Annotated in this window: 12 protein-coding genes and 2 pseudogenes; 6 read left to right on the forward strand and 8 right to left on the reverse strand. The window is 62.4% G+C overall.

Translation table 11 applies throughout. The annotated features are described in order from the left end of the window. Window positions 1–11: 11 nt before the first annotated feature. From EC919_RS01460 to EC919_RS01475, 4 genes are all read right to left on the reverse strand, one after another. Complete coding sequence (locus tag EC919_RS01460) at window positions 12–3,119, reverse strand: efflux RND transporter permease subunit (protein ID WP_133770517.1); 3,108 nt, start codon at window positions 3,117–3,119, stop codon at window positions 12–14. Beyond that, window positions 3,116–6,334, reverse strand: a complete 3,219-nt coding sequence (locus EC919_RS01465; protein WP_133770519.1) for an efflux RND transporter permease subunit — start codon at window positions 6,332–6,334, stop codon at window positions 3,116–3,118. Before EC919_RS01465 ends, EC919_RS01460 begins: the two co-directional genes overlap by 4 nt. After that, entirely contained in the window at window positions 6,331–7,593 is a 1,263-nt protein-coding gene (locus EC919_RS01470; RefSeq protein WP_133770521.1) for an efflux RND transporter periplasmic adaptor subunit, read from the reverse strand. Before EC919_RS01470 ends, EC919_RS01465 begins: the two co-directional genes overlap by 4 nt. Window positions 7,594–7,860: 267 nt before the next feature. Further along, entirely contained in the window at window positions 7,861–8,913 is a 1,053-nt protein-coding gene (locus EC919_RS01475; RefSeq protein ID WP_133770523.1) for a GGDEF domain-containing protein, read from the reverse strand. 264 nt (window positions 8,914–9,177) lie between these two features. Between EC919_RS01475 and EC919_RS01480 the strand changes: the two genes are divergently transcribed. Continuing rightward, complete coding sequence (locus EC919_RS01480; RefSeq protein ID WP_133770525.1) at window positions 9,178–10,203, forward strand: YrzE family protein; 1,026 nt, start codon at window positions 9,178–9,180, stop codon at window positions 10,201–10,203. A 107-nt stretch (window positions 10,204–10,310) separates the two neighbouring features. On the opposite strand, the gene EC919_RS01485 is transcribed toward EC919_RS01480, so the two are convergent. Next, window positions 10,311–10,610 carry an ArsR/SmtB family transcription factor gene (locus tag EC919_RS01485; protein WP_133770895.1) on the reverse strand — a complete coding sequence of 100 codons (300 nt, stop codon included), beginning with the start codon at window positions 10,608–10,610 and terminating at the stop codon, window positions 10,311–10,313. An 85-nt stretch (window positions 10,611–10,695) separates the two neighbouring features. On the opposite strand from EC919_RS01485, the gene EC919_RS01490 reads away from it, so the two are divergent. Next, window positions 10,696–11,787 (forward strand): NADH:flavin oxidoreductase/NADH oxidase, encoded by a 1,092-nt coding sequence (locus tag EC919_RS01490; RefSeq protein WP_133770527.1) that lies wholly within the window; start codon window positions 10,696–10,698, stop codon window positions 11,785–11,787. 127 nt (window positions 11,788–11,914) lie between these two features. Next, complete coding sequence (locus EC919_RS01495; protein ID WP_133770529.1) at window positions 11,915–12,790, forward strand: LysR family transcriptional regulator; 876 nt, start codon at window positions 11,915–11,917, stop codon at window positions 12,788–12,790. A gap of 29 nt (window positions 12,791–12,819) precedes the next feature. Here the strand turns inward: EC919_RS01495 and EC919_RS27720 are convergent, their stop codons facing one another. From EC919_RS27720 to EC919_RS01505, 3 genes and pseudogenes are all read right to left on the reverse strand, one after another. Further along, complete coding sequence (locus EC919_RS27720) at window positions 12,820–13,692, reverse strand: methyl-accepting chemotaxis protein (RefSeq protein ID WP_432213782.1); 873 nt, start codon at window positions 13,690–13,692, stop codon at window positions 12,820–12,822. Continuing rightward, window positions 13,675–14,736 (reverse strand): annotated as a pseudogene (locus EC919_RS27725) (methyl-accepting chemotaxis protein); the annotation flags it as partial. The gene EC919_RS27720 and the pseudogene EC919_RS27725, both read right to left, overlap by 18 nt. Before the next feature lie 804 nt (window positions 14,737–15,540). Continuing rightward, a complete protein-coding gene (locus tag EC919_RS01505; RefSeq protein WP_133770531.1) occupies window positions 15,541–15,966 on the reverse strand; it encodes a VOC family protein in 426 nt (141 codons plus the stop codon). A gap of 414 nt (window positions 15,967–16,380) precedes the next feature. On the opposite strand from EC919_RS01505, the pseudogene EC919_RS27730 reads away from it, so the two are divergent. The 3 genes and pseudogenes from EC919_RS27730 to EC919_RS01515 form a co-directional block, all read left to right on the forward strand. Then, window positions 16,381–17,415 (forward strand): annotated as a pseudogene (locus EC919_RS27730) (HAMP domain-containing protein); the annotation flags it as partial. A gap of 90 nt (window positions 17,416–17,505) precedes the next feature. Then, window positions 17,506–18,270: a methyl-accepting chemotaxis protein gene (locus EC919_RS27735; RefSeq protein ID WP_432213783.1), complete on the forward strand. Its 765-nt coding sequence runs from the start codon at window positions 17,506–17,508 to the stop codon at window positions 18,268–18,270. 137 nt (window positions 18,271–18,407) lie between these two features. After that, window positions 18,408–19,619 carry a GGDEF domain-containing protein gene (locus tag EC919_RS01515; protein WP_133770535.1) on the forward strand — a complete coding sequence of 404 codons (1,212 nt, stop codon included), beginning with the start codon at window positions 18,408–18,410 and terminating at the stop codon, window positions 19,617–19,619. Window positions 19,620–19,798: the final 179 nt, after the last annotated feature.

Below are 19,798 nucleotides of genomic sequence, written 5' to 3' on the forward strand. Positions count from 1 at the left end.
AACCTTGTCAGTCAGCCGGGCACGTGAGTGCGGCGGATACGCGTGTGCCAGAAATGCCGCGAAGCACGGCTCAGGCGATCGAGATAGAGGTACACCACCGGGGTGGTAAACAGGGTCAGCAACTGACTCAGCACCAGCCCCCCGGCGATCGCAACGCCGAGCGGCTTGCGCAGGTCGGCATCGCCGCCGCTGCCGAGGGCCAGGGGCAAGGCGCCGAAAAAAGCGGCCAGGGTGGTCATCATGATGGGCCGGAAGCGCATGCGGCAGGCTTCGATGATGGCTTGCTCAGGCGACATCTTGCGGTCGCGCTCGGCCATCAGGGCGAAGTCGATCATCATGATGGCGTTCTTTTTGACGATGCCGATCAGCAACAGAATGCCGATCAGGGCGATCACCGTCAGTTGCATGTTCACCGCCTTGAGCAGCAACAAGGCGCCAACGCCCGCCGACGGCAGCGTCGACAGAATCGTCAGCGGGTGGATGTAACTTTCGTACAGCACCCCCAGGACGATATACACCGCCAGCAACGCCGCCCCGATCAACCACGGCATGCTGGCGGCGAGCGAGGCGTAAGCCTGGGCTGTGCCGGCGAATCCGTACTGGATATCCCGGGGCAGACCGACTTTGTCGACGGCCGCATTGATGGCAGCAGTGGCCTGCTCAAGGGAGACACCGTCCTGCAGATTGAACGCGATGGTGCTGGTCGCCGACTGCCCCTGATGCGCCACGGCCAGCGGCGCATTGTCCGGGCTGAAGGTGGCAAACGCGGTCAGCGGCACTTGCTGGTTATCGGCGTTGATCACGTACATGCGGTCGAGCATCGTTGCGTCTTGGGTGTACACCGGGTCCAGTCCCATGATCACGTGGTACTGGTTCAGGGTTTTGTACAGCGTCGCCACCTGCCGCTGGCTGTAGGCGTTGTTCAGCAGGTTGTCGATGTCGCTGACGCTCACTCCCAGCCGGCTCGCGGCGGCGCGGTCGATGTGCAGTTTCATCTCCTGGCCACCGGTCTGGGAGTCCGAGTCGATGCCGGTCAGTTGCGGCAATGCCCGCAGCGCCGCCTCCACCTTCGGCTCCCACACCCGCAGCAGGTCGAGATCGTCGGCCTGCAGACTGAACTGATACGTGGCGTTGGCGCTGCGACCGCCCACACGAATGTCCTCGGCGGGCATCAGAAACACCTGAATTCCCGCCACCTTGTTGTTCGCCCGGGTCAGCCGGTTCGCCACCGCTGCGGCGCTGCTGGTGCGCTGCTTGTAGTCCTTGAGCCGAATGAAGAAGTCGCCGGTGTTGCGCGACCCTGCCCGGCCGCTGCCGGTCGACGACATCACCGCCTCCACGTCTGGGTCGGCGGCCAGGTCATGGGCGATCTGCAGCAAGTGCGGCTTGAGCGCCTGAAAGGAAATATTCTGGTCAGCCCGCACCGCGCCCATCAGCACGCCCGTGTCCTGGGCCGGGAAGAACCCTTTTGGCACCGTGGCGTAGAGGTACACGTTGAGCCCCACGGTCAGCAGCAGGCTGAACATGGTCAACAGCCGATGGCGCATGACCCAGGCCAGGGCCGTGAGATAGGCGCCCTGCATCCGCGCAATCCCGGCTTCAATCCAGCGATACAGCCGCGGTTCGCGGGCGTCATGGGCAGGCTGGCGCAGCAACAGGACACAGAGCACCGGCGTCAGGCTCAGAGACACCAGCATCGACAAACCCAGGGCGATGCTCAAGGTCACCGCGAACTCCCGAAACAGCCGCCCGACGATGCTGCCCATCAGCAGAATCGGGATGAACACCGCGATCAGCGACAGGGTCATGGACAGCACCGTGAAGCCGACTTCGCGGGTGCCCATCAGCGCCGCACGCAGTGGACGCATGCCTTGTTCCTGATAGCGGGCGATGTTTTCCAGCACCACGATCGCGTCGTCCACCACAAAACCGGTGCAGATGATCAGCGCCATCAGCGACAGGTTATCGAGGCTATAACCGAGGAGGTACATGATCGAGCAGGTACCGATCAGCGACACCGGTAGCACCACCGCCGGAATCAAGGTCGCGCGCAGGTTGCGCAGAAACACAAAGACCACGGCGATCACCAGCAAGGTGGCGATCAGCAGGGTTTCTTCGGTGTCATGCAAGGACGAACGCACCGTCGGGCCACGGTCGATGACGCTGATCAGTTGCACGTCACCGGGAATCTCGCGCTGCAACTCGGGCATCAGCGCCTTGATGCTGTCGATGGTCTTGAGCATGTTAGCGCCGGCCTGGCGGGTCACGCCCAGGGTCACCGAGGGCTGGCCGTTGTAATAGCCGCCGACAAAGGTGTCTTCCACCGAATCGTAGACGTTGGCCACATCGCGCAGACGCACAGTGGCGCCGTTCCGGTAGGTGATGACCAGGTCCTGGTAATCGGCGGCCTTGTCGATCTGGTCATTGCCGTCGATCACCCAGCTCTGCCCTTCCCCCTGGAGAATGCCCTTGGGCTTGGCCTTGGTGGCGTCGTTGATCGTCTGCCGCACGGCCTCCAGGGAAATACCGGCGTGGTTGAGCAGGTTGGGCTGGACGTCGATGCGCACCGCCGGCAAGGCGCCGCCGCGCACCGACACCTCGCCCACGCCGTTCACTTGGGCGATCTTCTGCTGCAACTTGCTGTAGGCCAGGTCGTAAAGTTCGCCGGGGCTGCGCGTCGATGAGGTCAGCGCCAGCATCAGCACCGGCGCCTCGGACGGGTTGGCTTTGCGGTACGTGGGCAGCGACGGCATTGAGCTGGGCAGCAAACTGCGCGCAGCATTGATGCCGGCCTGCACATCCCGGGCGGCGCCGTTGATGTCGCGATCCAATTCGAACTGCAGGATCAGCGTGGTGGAGCCCTGGCTGCTGGTGGACGTCATCTCGGTGATGCCGGCGATCTGTCCAAGGCTGCGCTCCAGCGGCGTGGCCACCGTGGCGGCCATGGTTTCCGGGCTGGCACCGGGCAGCGAGGCGCTGACCATGATCGTCGGAAAATCCACTTGGGGCAGTGGCGCCACCGGCAACAGCATGTAACCGAGAATGCCGGCCAGGGTGATGCTCAGGCTCAACAACAACGTCGCCACCGGACGGCGGATAAAAATGCGCGACAGATTCATGGCCGCGCACTGCCCTGGCCTGTCGCTGAACGGCTGCCCCGCTTGAAGCGCGCTTTGGCCCGCTCGGACAGTCGATCAAACATCAGGTAGATCACCGGCGTGGTGAACAACGTCAGCACCTGGCTGAGCAACAGCCCGCCGACAATCACCAGACCCAGCGGCCGACGCAATTCGGCCCCGGCCCCCGTAGCAAGCATCAGCGGCAACGCGCCGAACAGCGCCGCCAGCGTGGTCATCAGGATCGGACGCAAGCGCAGCAGCGCCGCCCGGTGAATGGCGTCCCGCGCGTTGAGGCGCTGGTGTTGACGACCCTCCAGGGCGAAGTCGATCATCATGATCGCGTTCTTCTTCACGATGCCGATCAACAGCACCACGCCGATCAGCGCGATCAGACTGAATTCGGTTCCGGTCAGCAGCAACGCCAGCAAGGCGCCGATCGCCGCCGAGGGCAACGTCGAGAGAATCGTCACCGGATGGATGAAGCTCTCGTAAAGCATGCCCAGGACGATGTACATGGTGACCAGCGCCGCCAGGATCAGCCACAGCGTGTTGCCCGTGGCGGTCTGGAAAGCCTCGGCCGCGCCCTGGTAACGCAGGGTGATGCTGCTCGGCGCATTCAGTTCAGTCATCACCTCGCTGATCGCCTGTTGTGCCTGCTCCAGTGAATAACCGTCTGCCAGGTTGAACGACACCGTTACCGCAGGGAACTGATCCAGGCGGCTGAGGGACAGCGAACCGGTGCGCTGACCGACCTTGGCGATGTCGGTCAGGCGCACCATCTGCGCCGGGGTGCCGGTGGTGGTGGTCGAACTGGATGACGTGCTCTGGGTGGAGGTGCTCGAAGACGTGCCCGATGTCGTGCTGGCCGTCGTCGAGGCAGAACCGGTCGCCGCCGCCAGATAGATGTTGTCGAACGCCGCCAGGTATTGCTGGAACTGCCCCGGCACCTGCAGCACCACGCGGTACTGGTTGGACTGGGTGAAAATGGTAGAGATCAGGCGCTGGCCGAAGGCGTTGTACAACGCGGTATCGACGTCGGAGGCGCTGATGCCATAGCGCATGGCGGCCGCCCGGTTCAGCTCGACATAAGCCACAAGACCCTGGTCTTGCAGGTTGTCGACGACGTCGCGCATTTCCGGGCGGTGTTGCAATTTCTCGATCAGCCGGGGCGTCAGCGTCGACAGATTCGCGCTCTCCGAGTCGTCGAGGGTGAACTGATACTGGCTCGGGGTCAGCTGGTCATCGACGGTGAGGTCCTGGGACGAAACCAGATGCAGCTGAATGCCGGATACCCCGCTCACGGATTTTTCCAGACGCGTGATGACCTGAGTTGCGGTGTCGGCACGCTCGTCGAAAGGTTTTAGGCCGATCTGCAGGCGGCCGTTGTTCAGCGAATCATTGCTGCCGTCGACGCCGATGGTGGACGACACCGACTCCACCGCCGGGTCCTGACGCACCACCTCAACCACCGCCTGCTGACGACGGGCCATCTCGCTGAAGGACACGTCCTGAGAGGCGCGGGTGAAGCCCTGAATCAGGCCGGTGTCCTGGGTCGGGAAGAACCCTTTCGGCACCACCAGATAAAGCAGGCCGGTGAGCGCCACGGTACCCACGGCCACCAGCAACGTCAGCCGCTGGTGATCGAGTACCCACACCAGGCCCCGGTCGTAACCGTTCAGCACTTTTTGGTACTGGCGATCGCCCCAGGCGGCGAAGCGGCCTTTTTCGCCCTCAGGCACGTGCCGCAACAGGTGTGCGCAGAGCATCGGCGTCAGGGTCAGGGACACGACCATCGACACCAGAATCGCCACCGCCAGGGTGATGGCGAACTCGCGGAACAGCCGCCCGACCACATCCCCCATGAACAGCAGCGGGATGAGTACCGCAATCAACGAGAAGGTCAGGGAAATGATCGTGAAGCCGATTTCTTGGGAGCCCTTCAGCGCCGCGGCCATGGGCTCCTCGCCCTCCTCCAGGTGCCGGGAAATGTTCTCGACCACCACAATGGCGTCGTCGATGACGAATCCGGTGGCGATGGTCAGTGCCATCAGCGTCAGGTTGTTCACGCTGAAGCCGGCCAGGTACATGATGCCGAACGTGCCGATCAGCGACAGCGGCACCGCCAGGCTCGGGATCAGGGTGGCGGTGAAATTGCCGAGGAACGCGAAGGTCACCAGCACCACCAGCCCGATGGACAGCAGCAGCTCGATCTGCACGTCCTTGATCGAGGCGCGGATGGTCTGGGTCCGGTCGCTGATGACCGTCAGTTTGACCGAGTCGGGCAAGGCCGTTTGCAGCGTCGCCAGCTTCTGCTTGATGCTGTCGACCACGTCGATGACGTTGGCACCCGGCTGACGCTGCACCGCAATGACAATCGCCGGCTGCCCGTTCGCCGTGGCACCCAGGTATTGGTCCTGAGGCGCCTCGGAGGTGGTGGCGACATCCTTGAGACGCAGCGCAGCGCCGTTCTCGTAGGCCAGCACCAGCTCGCCGTACTCCACCGCATCGCGCAGCTGGTCGTTGGCGTCGATGGTGATGGAGTGCGACGGACCATCGAAGCCGCCCTTCGAACCGTTGACGTTGGCAGCGTTGACCTTGTCGTAGACGTCTTCCAGGGTCAGGCCGTGGGCCGCGAGGCTGGTGGGGTTGACTTCGATCTTCACGGCGGGCTGCTGACCACCGGCCAGGCTGACCATGCCGACGCCGGAAATCTGCGAGAGCTTGAGCGCCACACGGGTGTTGACCAGATCCTGCACGCGGGTCAGCGGCAGGCTGTCGGACGTCGCCGCGAGGGTCAGCACGGCGGTGTCGGCGGGGTTGACCTTCTTATAGGTCGGCGGGTTCGGCAGGTCGGTGGGCAGCAGGCTGTCGGCGGCATTGATGGCCGCCTGCACTTCCTGTTCGGCGACATCCAGCGACAAGTCCAGGGAGAACTTCAGGGTAATCACTGACGCCCCGGCCGAACTGGTCGAGTACATCTGCGCCAGCCCGGACATCTGCCCCAGTTGGCGCTCCAATGGCGCCGTGACCGCCGAGGCCAGCACGCTGGAGCTGGCGCCGGGGTACAGCGTGGTGACCTGAATGGTCGGGTAGTCCACTTCCGGCAGCGCCGAGGTCGACAGCAGGCGATACGCGAAAATACCGGCCAGCATGACCGCGAGCATCAGCAGCACGGTTGCCACCGGGCGCTGGATAAACAGTCTTGAGGGATTCATGGAGCAGCGTTGCCGGCAGCCGGCAGCTTGGCGCTGGCCATGGTGGCGTTTGCATCGGCCGGTTTGTCCGCCTCAATGGTCACCGTGCTGCCGTCACGCAAATGATCGATGCCTCGGGTGACGACCTGATCACCCTTGTCCACGCCCTGGCTGATGACCGTCTGTTCCCCGAACACCGGGCCGACCTTGACGCTTCGGCGGGCGACCTTGCCGTCCTTGACCACGTACAGAAACTCGCCGTCGCTGCTCAGTTGCACGGCGGCCGACGGCACCACCACGGCGTTGTGCAGGGTGTCGGTGGTCAGCTTCACGTTGACGAACTGGTTGGGGTAAAGCTTTTCGGCGGGGTTATCGAACAGCGCCTTGAGTTTGATGCTGCCGGTGGTGGTGTCGATTTCGTTGCTGATGAATTTCAGCGCGCCGTTGGCCAGCGGCGTGTTGCCCAACTGATCGAGGGCCTGCACGCTCAGGGTCTCGCCTTTGCGGACCTTGGGCAGCAGAGTTGCCAATTGCGCCTGGGGCAGGCTGAAGGTCACGGCGATCGGGTTGGTCTGGGTCACGGTGACGATGCCGGTGGTGCTGCTGGACGCCACGATGTTGCCCGGATCCACCAGACGTAACCCGACGTAGCCATCAATCGGCGAGACGATTTTGGCGTACAGCAGATTGAGTTTCGCCGCATCGATCTGGCCTTGATCCGCCTTGACCGCGCCGGCGTACTGGCCGACGGTGGCGATCTGCGTGTCCAGGTCCTGCCTGGCGAGGGAGTCCTTGGCGAACAGCCGTTTGTAGCGTTCGGCGGTCAGTTGTGCGCTTTTCAGCAGTGCCTGATTCTGGGCCATGTCGCCCAGGTATTGGTCCAGCGTGGCCTGGTAGGCACGCGGGTCGATCTGCGCCAGTAACTGGCCCTTCTTCACGTACTGCCCTTCGGTGAAATACACGGCCATCAACTCACCGTCGACCCGGCTGGTCACGGTGACCGAGTAGTTGGGCACGACCGTGCCCAGCGCCTGCTGGATCACCGGAACGTCTGCCGTACCGGCCGAGCCCACGGCGACGCTGACCGCTGCATTGGGGTCCGCCATGCCGGGACCCGCGTGGCGACCGCCGGGGCCGGCCGAAACGGCAGCGCCGGCATCGGTCGATGGGGTCTGGCTGGAGGCATGCCGGTAGTAGACATAAACAGCCCCAACGGCTGCGGCTATGAGGAGCGCAAGGACAAGGCGCTTTCGTGAGCGGGCTGCCGAAATCTGGGTCATGTGGTACTTCTTTGTGGCCAAGGGACAAAAGGGAAGCCGTCAGCCGGCGTCACCGGGCGGATCGGTACACCACGCGAGCGCATCGCTGCATCAGGCAACGTCGATGCGTGCAGCGGCTGCCGCTTGGCTGAAGGTCGGATTGAGGTGTTTCGAATTGTTGCGACATTTAGCCTTGGGTGATCGATGGGAACAAGCCGCGAGCCCGACCTTTGCAGAGAATTTACATTCGGCGGGTCTATGGGGAGGCATTCATGAAAGCGAGCGCACTCACTCCGCCAGCATTACCCGATTGCGCCCCTCCTGCTTACCCTCATACAAACGCTGATCCGCCCGGTTCAGCGCATCCCTGAACGTCTCCCCGTCTTTCAGGATGGCCACCGCGAGGGTCGCCGTGAGGTTCAGGCTCACCTGCCCGATCTCCCCGGCCTCTTCGCGAATGTGCGTGAGAATGCGCTCGGCGATCAACCGGGCGTCCTTGAAGGGGGTGTTGGGCATCAGTACCAGAAATTCCTCGCCGCCCCAGCGCGCGGCGATGTCCGTGGTGCGTACGCACTTGGCGATGATGTCGGCCACCTGCTGCAGCACCACGTCGCCAAGGTCGTGACCGTGCTGGTCGTTGATTTGCTTGAAATGATCGATGTCGATCAGCACCAGCGCCGTGGGGAGCTCGCGGCGGCCCCCGCCCAGCTGACGCAAGCGCTGCAGCACCCGCCGCCGGGTGTAAAGGTTGGTCAGACTGTCGCGGTGGGCAGAGTGATAAAGGTTCATGTGCATCGACAGGTTGAAACGCACCGACAGCGCCGTGGCGTGCAGCAGTAATGCCGTGGCGGTCAATGCATTGGCTGCGCCAAACAGGTCATGGGCGTTTTCGCTGAGGCTGATGACGGGCACTTTGTTGCGCAGCAGATACCCGCCCACCGTGACGATGAGCACGGCGGCGCTCAGGCATCCTCGGCGCACCGGCGAGGAGTGAAAGCCGAAAGCGATGATGGGAACGATGCAAAACACGTAGAGGTGAAAGTTGCTGTCCCAGCCGAGCACCCAGGTGGCGATGGCGGCGTGGGCAATGATTTCGACGCAGATCAGCATGCCGGCGCACCGATACAGCCGGCGTTTGATCGCCATCAGGCACGCGATATAGGCCGTGACACTCGCCGCATTGGTGACCCACATCACCGGTAGATCCACGATCAGGAACAAGCCCAGCAACAGGACGTGAATCGCGAACGCGATCTGCACGATCGGGATGATGTGTTTCCAGTATTCAACGGTGGCTTCGCGAGTGACCTGAGTGCGGTCATCGGCGGTAAGGCTGTTCATCAGGGTGTCTCGGGGGGAAGTAAATACGGTGAGGAGAGGAACTCTCCAGGAACAGTGCCCGGCGTGGCGTCATATCGCGCTAAGTTTTAGCTTTAATCGCCATTTAATCTGACGGCAGGACTTTGATTTTCATGGGTTTTAAAGTTTAGGCGTTTTACCCGCTTTTTATTTGGCACTGGCATAAAACTAATTAAAAAGCTCAAGGGTCATTGAAGTACGCGCAACGATTCTTGCGTTCTGCCAATGACCAAAGGAACTGCCACTATGATTCGCGATGACCGAGTGACACCTGCCGGCTACGACGATCCTGTCTACCGGGGGACTGCTGTTGCCCCCTTGCTCAAACGTATTTCCTGGGGCGCCATCCTGGCCGGTGTGGTACTCGCTCTGGTCGTATCGCTGATGCTCAGCTTGCTGGGCACCGCCATCGGCACCGCGAGCATCGATCCGCTGCAAGAAGCTGACCCGCTGGCGGGCATGGGCAAAGGCACCGGCATCTGGTTGGGTGTGAGTATGGTCATTTCCCTGTTCGTCGGGGGCTGGGCCGCTGGCCGGTTGGCCCATCGCGAAGGCGCGTTCCACGGCATCCTGGTCTGGGCCAGCGTTTCGCTGATCAGCGTGTATCTGGTGTCCAGCGCCGTAACCGGCGTCGTGCGCGGCGGTCTGAACCTGGCGGGCAGCGGCCTGTCGGCAGTGGGCAGCGGTATCGCGCAAGTTGCTCCGGCCGTTGGTGGCCAGATCCAAGAGCAGCTGCGTGCCCAGGGCATCGACTTCAATCTGAACGACATTCAGGGTGAGATCGAACAAGCCATGCGTCAGACCGGCAAGCCTGAGCTGGACCCGAACACGGTCAAGCAGGACGTCGCGACTACCCAGCAAGACGCGAAAAACACCGCACAACGCAGCGCGCAAGATCCGCAACAGGCCGACGAGCAATTGAGCGGCTTGCTGGACCGTCTGAAAGCCAAAGGTGATCAGGCGTGGGATGCGGCTGACCGTCAGGCGTTCGTCAACCTGATCAAGGCCCGTGGCAACAAGACAGACGCCGAAGCCAACCAGATCGTCGATCAGGCCCAGGCCAGCTACCGTCAGGCGTACGCCAAGTATCAGGAGCTGAAAGCCCAAGCCGAACAGAAGGCCCGTGAAGCGGCTGACGTCGCGGCGAAAAACATTTCCCGCGCCGCCTGGATTCTGCTGATCACCCTGGTGGTTTCCGCCCTGGTCGCGGCAGGTGCCGGTGCAATGGGTCGTCGTACCCAACCGGTTGCGAAGATCGTTACCGCCGTCTAAGCGTCAGTTTCAAGCCCGCAAACAAATGGCCCGATCGCTAGATCGGGCCATTTTTGTGTGCGCCGAGGCTGTGCAACGGACTGCCCCGTGCGTCTGAAAACGCCGGTTCAGGCCTGCGCCAGAATGCACCGCAGCAAGCCAGGGAAGCGGATATCCAGCTCGTCAGTGCGCAGTGAATTCAGGTGCGTGGTGCCGATGTTGCGCGTGTGCACCAGGCCCGCGTCGCGCAGCACCCGGAAGTGATGGGACATGCTGGACTTGGGCCGCCCGCCGTCGAGCTCACCGCAGGTCGCCTCGGCCACCGAGGAAAGACAGCGAACGATTTCAAGACGCACAGGGTCACTTAAAGCGTAAAGCAAACGCTCAAGCGTGAGTTCGGTCGGTAACGGATGTTTGAAGGCGCGCATGCCGCGCATCATAGCGGGGGGTTTCATCCTTCGCCATATTTCGAATACTATCGAACAAGCGAATTCAATCATCAGGAGTATTTTCATGTCTGCATTGTTCGAACCCTTCACGCTGAAGGACGTGACCCTGCGTAACCGCATCGCCATTCCTCCAATGTGCCAGTACACGGCAGACGACGGTGTGATCAACGACTGGCACCACGTTCACCTCGCCAGCATGGCCCGCGGCGGCGCCGGTCTGGTGGTGGTCGAAGCCACAGCCGTCTCCCCTGAAGGCCGCATCACCCCGGGTTGCGCCGGTATCTGGAGCGACGAGCACGCCCAGGCATTTATTCCTGCCGTGAAAGCGATCAAGGCCGCCGGTTCGATTCCGGGTATCCAGATCGCCCACGCCGGTCGCAAGGCCAGCGCCAACCGCCCATGGGAAGGCGATGACCACATGGCCGCCGATGACGCCCGCGGCTGGCAGACCATCGCCCCCTCCCCCATTGCCTTCGGCGCCAATTTGCCGAAAGTCCCGCAGGAAATGACCCTCGACGACATCGCCCGGGTCAAGCAGGACTTCGTCGACGCCGCGCGCCGCGCCCGTGAAGCCGGCTTTGAGTGGATCGAGCTGCACTTCGCCCACGGCTACCTCGGCCAGAGCTTCTTCTCCGAACACTCCAACCAGCGCACCGACGCCTACGGTGGCAGCTTCGACAACCGCAGCCGCTTCCTGCTGGAAACCCTCGCCGCCGTGCGTGAAGTCTGGCCGGAAAACCTGCCGCTGACCGCGCGCTTCGGCGTGATCGAGTACGACGGCCGTGACGAGCAGACCCTCAGCGAATCCATCGAACTGGCGCGCCGCTTCAAGGCCGGCGGTCTCGATCTGCTGAGCGTCAGCGTCGGTTTCACCATCCCGGAAACCAACATTCCGTGGGGCCCGGCCTTCATGGGCCCGATTGCCGAACGCGTACGCCGCGAAGCCGGCATCCCGGTGACGTCGGCATGGGGTTTTGGCGATCCAAAACTGGCTCAGGCCGCTGTGCAGAACGGTCAGCTGGACCTGGTGTCGATCGGCCGTGCGCACCTGGCGGATCCGCATTGGGCGTATTTCGCCGCCAAGGAGCTGGGCGTCGACAACGCCGCGTGGACCCTGCCTGCGCCCTACGCGCACTGGCTGGAACGCTACCGTTAAGCGTCCCGCGATAAAGAATGCCGCCCATTGAGGCGGCATTTTTATTTGTCGGCGGCACTGGTTACTATCCGCTGCCGGCCGCTTGATGCGCCCTGGCCGATTTGAATTCCCCTCCCAGGACCTGACGATGATCAGAGAGTTGAAAACCTTCGTCTGCGTGGCGCGCCGAGGCACCTTCGCGGCGGCGGGACGCGAGGTCGGGCTGACCCAATCGGCGGTCAGCGCGCAGATCAAGAACCTCGAAGACACCCTGGGCGTCACCCTGTTTGACCGCACCGGTCGCGCCGCCACGTTGAATGCCGCCGGACAGCGCGCCGTGGCACTGGCCGAAGAAATGCTGCAGCTGTTCGGGCGCATGGGCAGCCCGGACAGCGCCAACGACTTTCGGGGTTCGCTGCGCATCGGCGCCATCAGCACCGCTCAGACTGGCATTCTGCCCCAGGCCCTGGTGGCGCTGCGCAGCAAGGCGCCCTTCATCGAAGCCAGTCTGGTGCCGGGGGTGTCGCTGAACCTGCTCAGTCAGGTGGACGCCGGCGAGCTCGACCTGGCGATCATGATCAAGCCGCCATTCGCCCTGCCCAAGGAGCTGCATGCGGAGGTCATCGCCAGAGAGCCGTTCGTGCTGATCACGCCGTCTGGCATGCAAGGCGACGACCCACGGCAGATCCTCAGCGACAACCCCTTCATTCGCTACGATCAACGCTCCTTCGGCGGTCGCCGGGTGTCGCAGTTTCTGCGCGAACGCAAGCTTGAGGTGCGGCAAACCCTGGAGCTCGACGAGCTGGACGCCATCGTCAAGATGGTCCGCGCCGGGTTGGGTGTAGCGCTGGTGCCCATGGCAGGCTTGTGGCTGGAGCATGCGGAGGACGTGCGGGTCATTGAATTGGGTGAGATGACGTTTTTCCGCGAGATCGTGCTGGTCAGCAAATACCTGCAGCGGCACACGCCGCTGCGGGAATTGTTCAGAAGCTGCGTTGTGGACGCACTCCCCCACCGACGCTGACGCCTGTCACGGGAGCGCGCGTCATGCGCTCACACCTTGAATTTTCCGACCAGCGTCTGCAGGTGCACGCCCAACCGCGCGAGTTCAACGCTGGAAGCTGCCGTTTGTTCGCTGGCTGCCGAGGTTTGCTCGGAGACTTCGCGAACGCTGATCACGCTGCGGTTTATTTCTTCGGCGACAGCGCTTTGTTCTTCAGCGGCAGCGGCGATCTGGTGGTTCATCGACTCGATGGACAACACCGAGCGGGTGATGCCACCCAGGGACACCCCGGCGCGACGGCTCAGCTCAACACTGCTGTCGGTCAACACGCGGCTGTTTTCGAGGATCCCTGCCACCTGCTGCGTGCCGCTTTGCAGACCGGTGATCAGTTGCTCGATTTCTTCAGTGGAAGACTGTGTGCGCTGGGCCAGGCTGCGCACCTCATCAGCGACTACCGCAAAGCCCCTTCCCGCCTCGCCCGCCCGCGCAGCCTCGATGGCGGCGTTCAGCGCCAGCAGGTTGGTCTGCTGAGCGACCGACTTGATGACGTCGAGGACGCTGCCAATCTTGCCACTCTCGGTTTTCAGGTCCGCCATTGCCACCGTCGAGTTAACGACTTCGGTGGCCAGGCGCTCGATCTGGTTGATGGCCTGACGCACCACCTCGTCGCCGTCACGGGCCTCACGGGTGGCAGTGGCTGCGGCCTCGGAAGCGCTTTCCGCGTTGCGGGCAACTTCCTGCACGGTAGCGGCCATCTCGTTCATTGCCGTTGCCACCTGATCGGTCTCGATTTTCTGGCTGTTGACGCCCGCACTGGTTTGCTCGGTGATCGCTGACAACTCCTCGGCGGCGCTGGCGATCTGTGTCACGCCATTGCGCAGTCCGGCAATCAGTTCGCGCAGGTTGACCGTCATCCGCGCCATGCTGCGTTGCAACATGCCCAGTTCGTCGTTGCGCGTCACTACACGGGCATTGGTCAGGTCGCCACCGGCCACCTGCTCGGCGGTGCGCAATGCGTCTATCAGGGGCAGGACAATCAAGCGAGTGATCAGCCAGGCCGCAAGAATGCCCAGCAGCAATGCTCCCAGCGTCGCGCCACCCAACAGGTTGCGGGCATCGTCCACGTCTTCGCCGCGCAGTACCGCCTGGTTCTTTGCCAGCGCATTACTCGCGGCAAACAGACCGGCGATGTCATCGTTCAGGCCCAGTTGGGCCTTGGCAGCTCCCGCCTGAGCCTCACTGAACTGGCTTACCGTCAACAGATAGGCGTCGAGGGCCGAACCCAGACGCTGGATGGCATCGTTTTGTGCCGCAGGCAGCGCCTGGGCAAGCACCGTGGTGTACGCACGGGCGTCAGCAATCGCCTTTTTGGCCGGTGCTTCAAGCTCGGGCTTCAGGCTGTAGGTGTAGCCGCGCAATTGAAAGCGCGCCTGTTCCACCATGGCCTGCGCTTTCACCACCGCAGCGGTCTGCACAGCGTCTGCGTTCGCCGCAATAGCCGCTTCCATTTTCTGCAATTGCTCCACTGCGGCATCCGCATTGCTGCCGAAAACCCCACGAGAGGCTTCGCGCTTCTGCACCGATTGAACGTAATCGCTGAAGTGCGCGCGGTAACGCTTGACCGACTCCGTCGCCGACTGAATATGCGGAATATTCAGCGCCGAATCGAAATTGTCGCGGCAGTACGCCAGGTGACTGTCAAGGTCGTCCAGCGCCTTGACCACCACAGCGGCGTGCTCTGCATCGTAGTTGAGCGTGTAGGACAGCCGCGCGATGCGCATGTCCCGCGTCAGATCATTGAGTTTTGCGATGTCGAGAATCCGGTCTCCCCTTTCACTCAGTCCGCCAATCCCGGACCAACCTGCCAGCGCTATCAATAGGGTCAACACCAGCACTGCGCCAAAGCCCAGTGACAGCTTGGATCTGACGCTGATGTTTTCCAGCATCCTGTTCATCGCAGTGAGCATAAGTATTCCAGTCCGATCCGATCATTAAAGAGACGCTGAATCGATTTATCGGCCGCTGGACAGGGAAGTTGAAGTGGCCGCAGTGCGCCTTAAACGAAACGGGCGGCGTTGGGAGATCTGCGTTGTCGCGCGCGGCGGCGTCAGGCGCAGAACAATGCGGGAGCGCGTGGCAGCGTCAGGCGCAGAACGCTGTAGGAGCGCGCTTGCCCGCGATTGCGGTGGGTCAGTCAACGCATCCAGTGGCTGATATTCCCCGTCGCGGGCAAGCGCGCTCCTACAAGTGGGCTGTGTTGAATCCAAAGGCCGCGCCAGCCCATTACCCGTCGGCACCGGTTTGCTGGCGAATACATTGGGTCAAAAACATCATCGGCGACTGGCATATTGCGTTCGCCAGCAAGCGGCTCCTACGGATTGAGAACTACGGCGCCAGGCCCAAGACAATGTAGCCTCGCGCGGCGGCGTCAGGCGCAGAACGCTGTAGGAGCGCGCTTGCCCGCGATTGCGGTGGGTCAGTCAACGCATCCAGTGGCTGATATTCCCCGTCGCGGGCGAGCGCGCTCCTACAAGTGGGCTGTGTTGAATCCAAAGGCCGCACCAGCCCATTACCCGTCGGCACCGGTTTGCTGGCGAATACATTGGGTCAAAAACATCATCGGCGACTGGCATATTGCGTTCGCCACCAAGCCGGCTCCTACGGATTGAGAACTGCGGCGCCAGGCCCAAGACAATGTAGCCTCGCGCGGCGGCGCCAGGCGCTAAACAATGCAGGCGCGCGCTTGCCCGAGATTGCCTGTAAAAACCGGGTTACTTCGCGAATACCTGGCTCATGTCCTTGAACGCCTTGAATTCCAGCGCGTTGCCGCACGGGTCGAACAGGAACATGGTCGCCTGCTCGCCGACCTGGCCCTGAAAGCGAATGTAGGGTTCGATCACAAACTTCGTTTCGCGGGCTCGCAGCCGCTGCGCCAGCGCTTCCCATTCCGCCCAGTGCAAAATGATGCCGAAGTGCGGGACGGGCACATCGTGGCCATCCACCGCGTTGGAATGCACGGATTCCTGGGAAGTGGTTTTCGGGTGCTCGTGGATGACCAGTTGATGGCCGTAGAAATCGAAGTCGACCCATTGCTCGCTGGAGCGGCCTTCGGAAAGACCGAATACGTCGCCGTAGAAGTGGCGCGCGGCGGCGAGGTCATAGACGGGAATGGCGAGGTGGAATGGCGAGAGGCTCATGGTCGATCCTTAAAGACGGGTAGTACGTCAGCGGTGACGTGACCAAAGTGTTGATCGTAAACAGGCGGTGGAAAAGCGGATATTTGCGCCACTGAGCCTCAACTATTTTGATCAGTCACCGACGCTTGCCAGGGCCCACCCTCGAAGCTCTGCCTGCTCGACGACGCGCCGTGGCCATGCCGATCGTGCTGCAAGCTGGTAGCCACACTCGCCAAGCCACTCATCCTCGCCTTGCACACCGCTTGACTACCACCCTTACATGACGCGCCGTGCGCAGATCAACGACCGATGGTCAGATTCCAGTCAAACAGAGGCCTGTTTACGCAGGAAGGCATTCATCTATCGCACCGCCCGCCGATAGACCGGCAGACAGACTGCAATCCTTTCCCTGCAATCGCTTGAAGGCTCTACGGCATGACCAAATCCCTGAAATTCAGCCACAAAATTCTGCTGGCGGCCTCGCTGGTGGTAATCGCTGCATTTACTTTGTTCACCCTCTACAACGATTATCTGCAACGCACTGCGATCCGGGATCAGTTAAGGGAAAGTCTGAACCAGATGGGCGAGAGTACGGCCGGTAATATCCAGAACTGGATGTCCGGACGCATCCTGCTGGTGGAAAACGTCGCCGAGGGGGCCGCCGTCTCGCCCTCGCCTGAAGTGTTCAACCGCCTGCTCGGTCAGCCAACGCTGATCTCGACATTCATGAGCATCTACCTGGGCAAGGCCGATGGCTCGTTCGTGACGCAACCGCCGGACGACATGCCCGGCGATTACGACCCGCGCACCCGCCCCTGGTACACCGATGCGCTGAAGGCCGGCAAGACCACCCTGACCGAGCCGTACCTGGACGCCGTGACCAAGGGCCTGATCGTGACGATCGCCACGCCGGTCAAAAGCCCTTCGGGCGTCGCTGGCGTCGCGGGCGGCGACCTGAGCCTGGAAGTGCTGGTGAAGATGATCAGCGCGCTGCGCCTGCAGAACGACGGTCATGCCTTCCTGGTCGACGCCAACGGCCGCATCCTCGTGCATCCGGACACCTCGCTGGTGATGAAGACCCTGGCCGAGGTCTACCCGAACGGCACGCCGCGGTTGTCCGATGACGTCAGCGAGAGCGAGCACGCTGGCAAGACCGAAGTCGTCACCTTTGCTCACGTTGACGGCCTGCCGTCGGTCAACTGGTACGTCGGCATCGCGGTCGATAAAGCCGAGGCCTACGCCGCCTTGGGTGATTTCCGCAACTCGGCGATCGTTGCAACGATCATTGCCGTGGTGCTGATCATTCTGCTGCTGGGCGTGCTGCTCAACGTGCTGATGCGTCCGCTGAACACCATGGGCCGCGCCATGCACGACATCGCGGCCGGTGAAGGCGATCTGACCAAACGCCTGGAAATCCTCAGCCAGGACGAGTTCGGTTACCTGGGCAACGGCTTCAACCTGTTCGTGGAGCGGATCCATGACTCGATGCGCGAAGTGGCCTCCTCCACCGTGCAGCTCAACGAAGTCGCGCTGCGAGTGGTCAGTGCCTCGAACTCGTCTATGCTCAACTCTGACCAGCAAGCCAACCGCACCAGCAGTGTGGCGGCGGCCATCAACGAACTGGGCGCAGCCGCGCAGGAAATTGCGCAGAACGCCGCCATGGCCTCGGGGCATTCCAGCGACGCCCGCAATCTGGCGTCCAACGGCCAGGCCGTGGTCGGTCAGAACATTCAGGCGATGAACCGTTTGTCGACGCGCATCAGCGGCGCCAGCGAGCAGATCGAACAGCTCAACACCAAGACCGCCAACATCGGGCAGATTCTAGAAGTCATCACCGGCATCTCCCAGCAGACCAACTTGCTGGCACTCAACGCGGCCATCGAAGCGGCGCGCGCCGGGGAAGCCGGGCGCGGTTTTGCCGTGGTGGCCGACGAGGTCCGCAGCCTCGCTCACCGCACTCAGGAGTCGGCCAGCCAGGTTCAGAAAATGATCGAGGAACTGCAGCACGGTGCCCGTGAGGCGGTGGCGATCATGAATGACAGCCAGCGCGAGAGCCATGAAAGCGTGAGCATCGCCAATCAGGCCGGCACCAGCCTGGAAAGCGTAACCGTGCGGATCGGCGAGATCGACGCGATGAACCAGTCGGTCGCCACCGCCACCGAGGAACAGACCTCGGTGGTCGAAGCGATCAATGTCGACATCACTGAAATCAACACGCTGAACCAGGAGGGCGTGGAAAACCTGCAAGCCACGTTGCGTGCCTGTTCCGACCTGGAACGCCAGTCGGCGCGCTTGACGCAGCTGGTGGGCAGCTTCCGTATCTGAGGCAAGCCGGAGCGCTGTTCATCGCAAAACTGACGGTTGATCGGTCAGCCCTTGCGAAATCAGCGCTCCGACGAAATGATGGCACTAAGATATCACTCGTGATGTCATAGTCCGGTAACCCACCCTCTTGGTGCAACATGCTTTCCTTTGTCCTCGATCGACCTGGCCCCAATGACGCGCACCTTCTCGCCGAGGTCGATCGCACCATCGCGTCGCGCTTTCGCAGTCTGCGTTTCAGCGCCGAGCTAGAGCGCCGTTACGAGGCAGAGACGCTTGAGCAACGTCGCCAGTTCCTGACCGCAGTCGGCATTGGCGGCATCCTCATCTACAACCTGTTCATGGTCAGTGACTGGCTCAGCCTGAACGACATGTTTACCTACGTGGCGCTGGGCCGTATCTGCCTGATGACGCCAATCTTTATGGTGCTCCTGGTCATCGCGCGGCGCGCCAGCACCCGAGGTATTGTGGAGGCGACCGCAGCCATCGGCACCGTGACGTGCTCGGTGATGCCGCTGATTGCGATGATCTACAGCGAAAGCCCGTTCCGCTTGCACTATCAGTTGGGGATGCTGCTGATCATGGTGTATTGCACGGTGATCCAGCAGGTGCCGGTTCGCACGGCGGCAGTGGCCATGGGCTGCATGCTGGTTATCCAGTTGGTGACCACTTACCTAGCTGATTTCGCCGACTTTCAGATCTGGCAGGCCAATGCGCTGCTGTTCTTCTCAACCTCAGCGTTGCTCATGATGGCGTCGTGGTTTCTGGAGCACGGCAGCCGCTTGAGCTATCTGTTTGCTTTGCGCGGACGGTTGTTGCAATCGCAGTTGGTGGAACTGGCGCGCATCGATTCGCTGACGCAATTGTTCAACCGGCGCTTTCAGGGCGAGGTGCTGGCTTCGGCGTGGAGCCGCGCAGCGCAGACGCCCATGAACGTCGCGGTCATCCTGCTGGACATCGATCACTTCAAATCCTACAACGATAACTACGGGCACATGCAGGGCGACACCTGCCTGCGGTTACTCAGCGGTGTGATTCAGCGAACCGCGCAGAAGGCCAACGCCCTCACTTTCCGCTTCGGCGGCGAAGAAATCCTCGTGCTCATGACCCACGCCCACCCGGCCCAAGCCAGGGCGCTGGCGGAAAACCTGCTCTCGGCGGTCGCCGCGCTGAATGTGCCTCACCCGGTTCTGGGCGACGGCGCCAGAGTCACTATCAGCCTCGGCGTCGCCATCGCCAGCGCACCGAAGGCCAGCGCCGAAGTGCTCATCGCCATGGCTGACAAGGCGCTCTATACGGCCAAAGGCGAAGGCCGCGACTGCCTGCGCTGCGCCCCGGCCGAAGTGGCGTAGCGGGCCCTGCTAACCGTCTGCGGTCTGACTGACCGTAATCACCTGTGGGACCGGCTTTAGCCGGGAAGGCGTCGGCAGTCACGCCGCATAATTTGCGGCGCACACACTGGCCCCTTCCCGGCTGAAGCTGGTCCTACTAAAAAGCATCGCATGCATCCAGATGGGACTGGCTGAACGCG

The sequence above is a fragment of the Pseudomonas graminis genome (genome assembly GCF_004364335.1).
GTDB classification, from domain to species: domain Bacteria; phylum Pseudomonadota; class Gammaproteobacteria; order Pseudomonadales; family Pseudomonadaceae; genus Aquipseudomonas; species Aquipseudomonas graminis_D.

Coding starts and splice junctions, on each gene's coding strand:
- EC919_RS01460 (WP_133770517.1), bottom strand. CDS start 3,119: ATGAATCTGTCGCGCATTTTTATCCGCCGTCCGGTGGCGACGTTGTTG.
- EC919_RS01465 (WP_133770519.1), bottom strand. CDS start 6,334: ATGAATCCCTCAAGACTGTTTATCCAGCGCCCGGTGGCAACCGTGCTG.
- EC919_RS01470 (WP_133770521.1), bottom strand. CDS start 7,593: ATGACCCAGATTTCGGCAGCCCGCTCACGAAAGCGCCTTGTCCTTGCG.
- EC919_RS01475 (WP_133770523.1), bottom strand. CDS start 8,913: ATGAACAGCCTTACCGCCGATGACCGCACTCAGGTCACTCGCGAAGCC.
- EC919_RS01480 (WP_133770525.1), top strand. CDS start 9,178: ATGATTCGCGATGACCGAGTGACACCTGCCGGCTACGACGATCCTGTC.
- EC919_RS01485 (WP_133770895.1), bottom strand. CDS start 10,610: ATGCGCGCCTTCAAACATCCGTTACCGACCGAACTCACGCTTGAGCGT.
- EC919_RS01490 (WP_133770527.1), top strand. CDS start 10,696: ATGTCTGCATTGTTCGAACCCTTCACGCTGAAGGACGTGACCCTGCGT.
- EC919_RS01495 (WP_133770529.1), top strand. CDS start 11,915: ATGATCAGAGAGTTGAAAACCTTCGTCTGCGTGGCGCGCCGAGGCACC.
- EC919_RS27720 (WP_432213782.1), bottom strand. CDS start 13,692: ATGGCGCGGATGACGGTCAACCTGCGCGAACTGATTGCCGGACTGCGC.
- EC919_RS01505 (WP_133770531.1), bottom strand. CDS start 15,966: ATGAGCCTCTCGCCATTCCACCTCGCCATTCCCGTCTATGACCTCGCC.
- EC919_RS27735 (WP_432213783.1), top strand. CDS start 17,506: ATGCTCAACTCTGACCAGCAAGCCAACCGCACCAGCAGTGTGGCGGCG.
- EC919_RS01515 (WP_133770535.1), top strand. CDS start 18,408: ATGCTTTCCTTTGTCCTCGATCGACCTGGCCCCAATGACGCGCACCTT.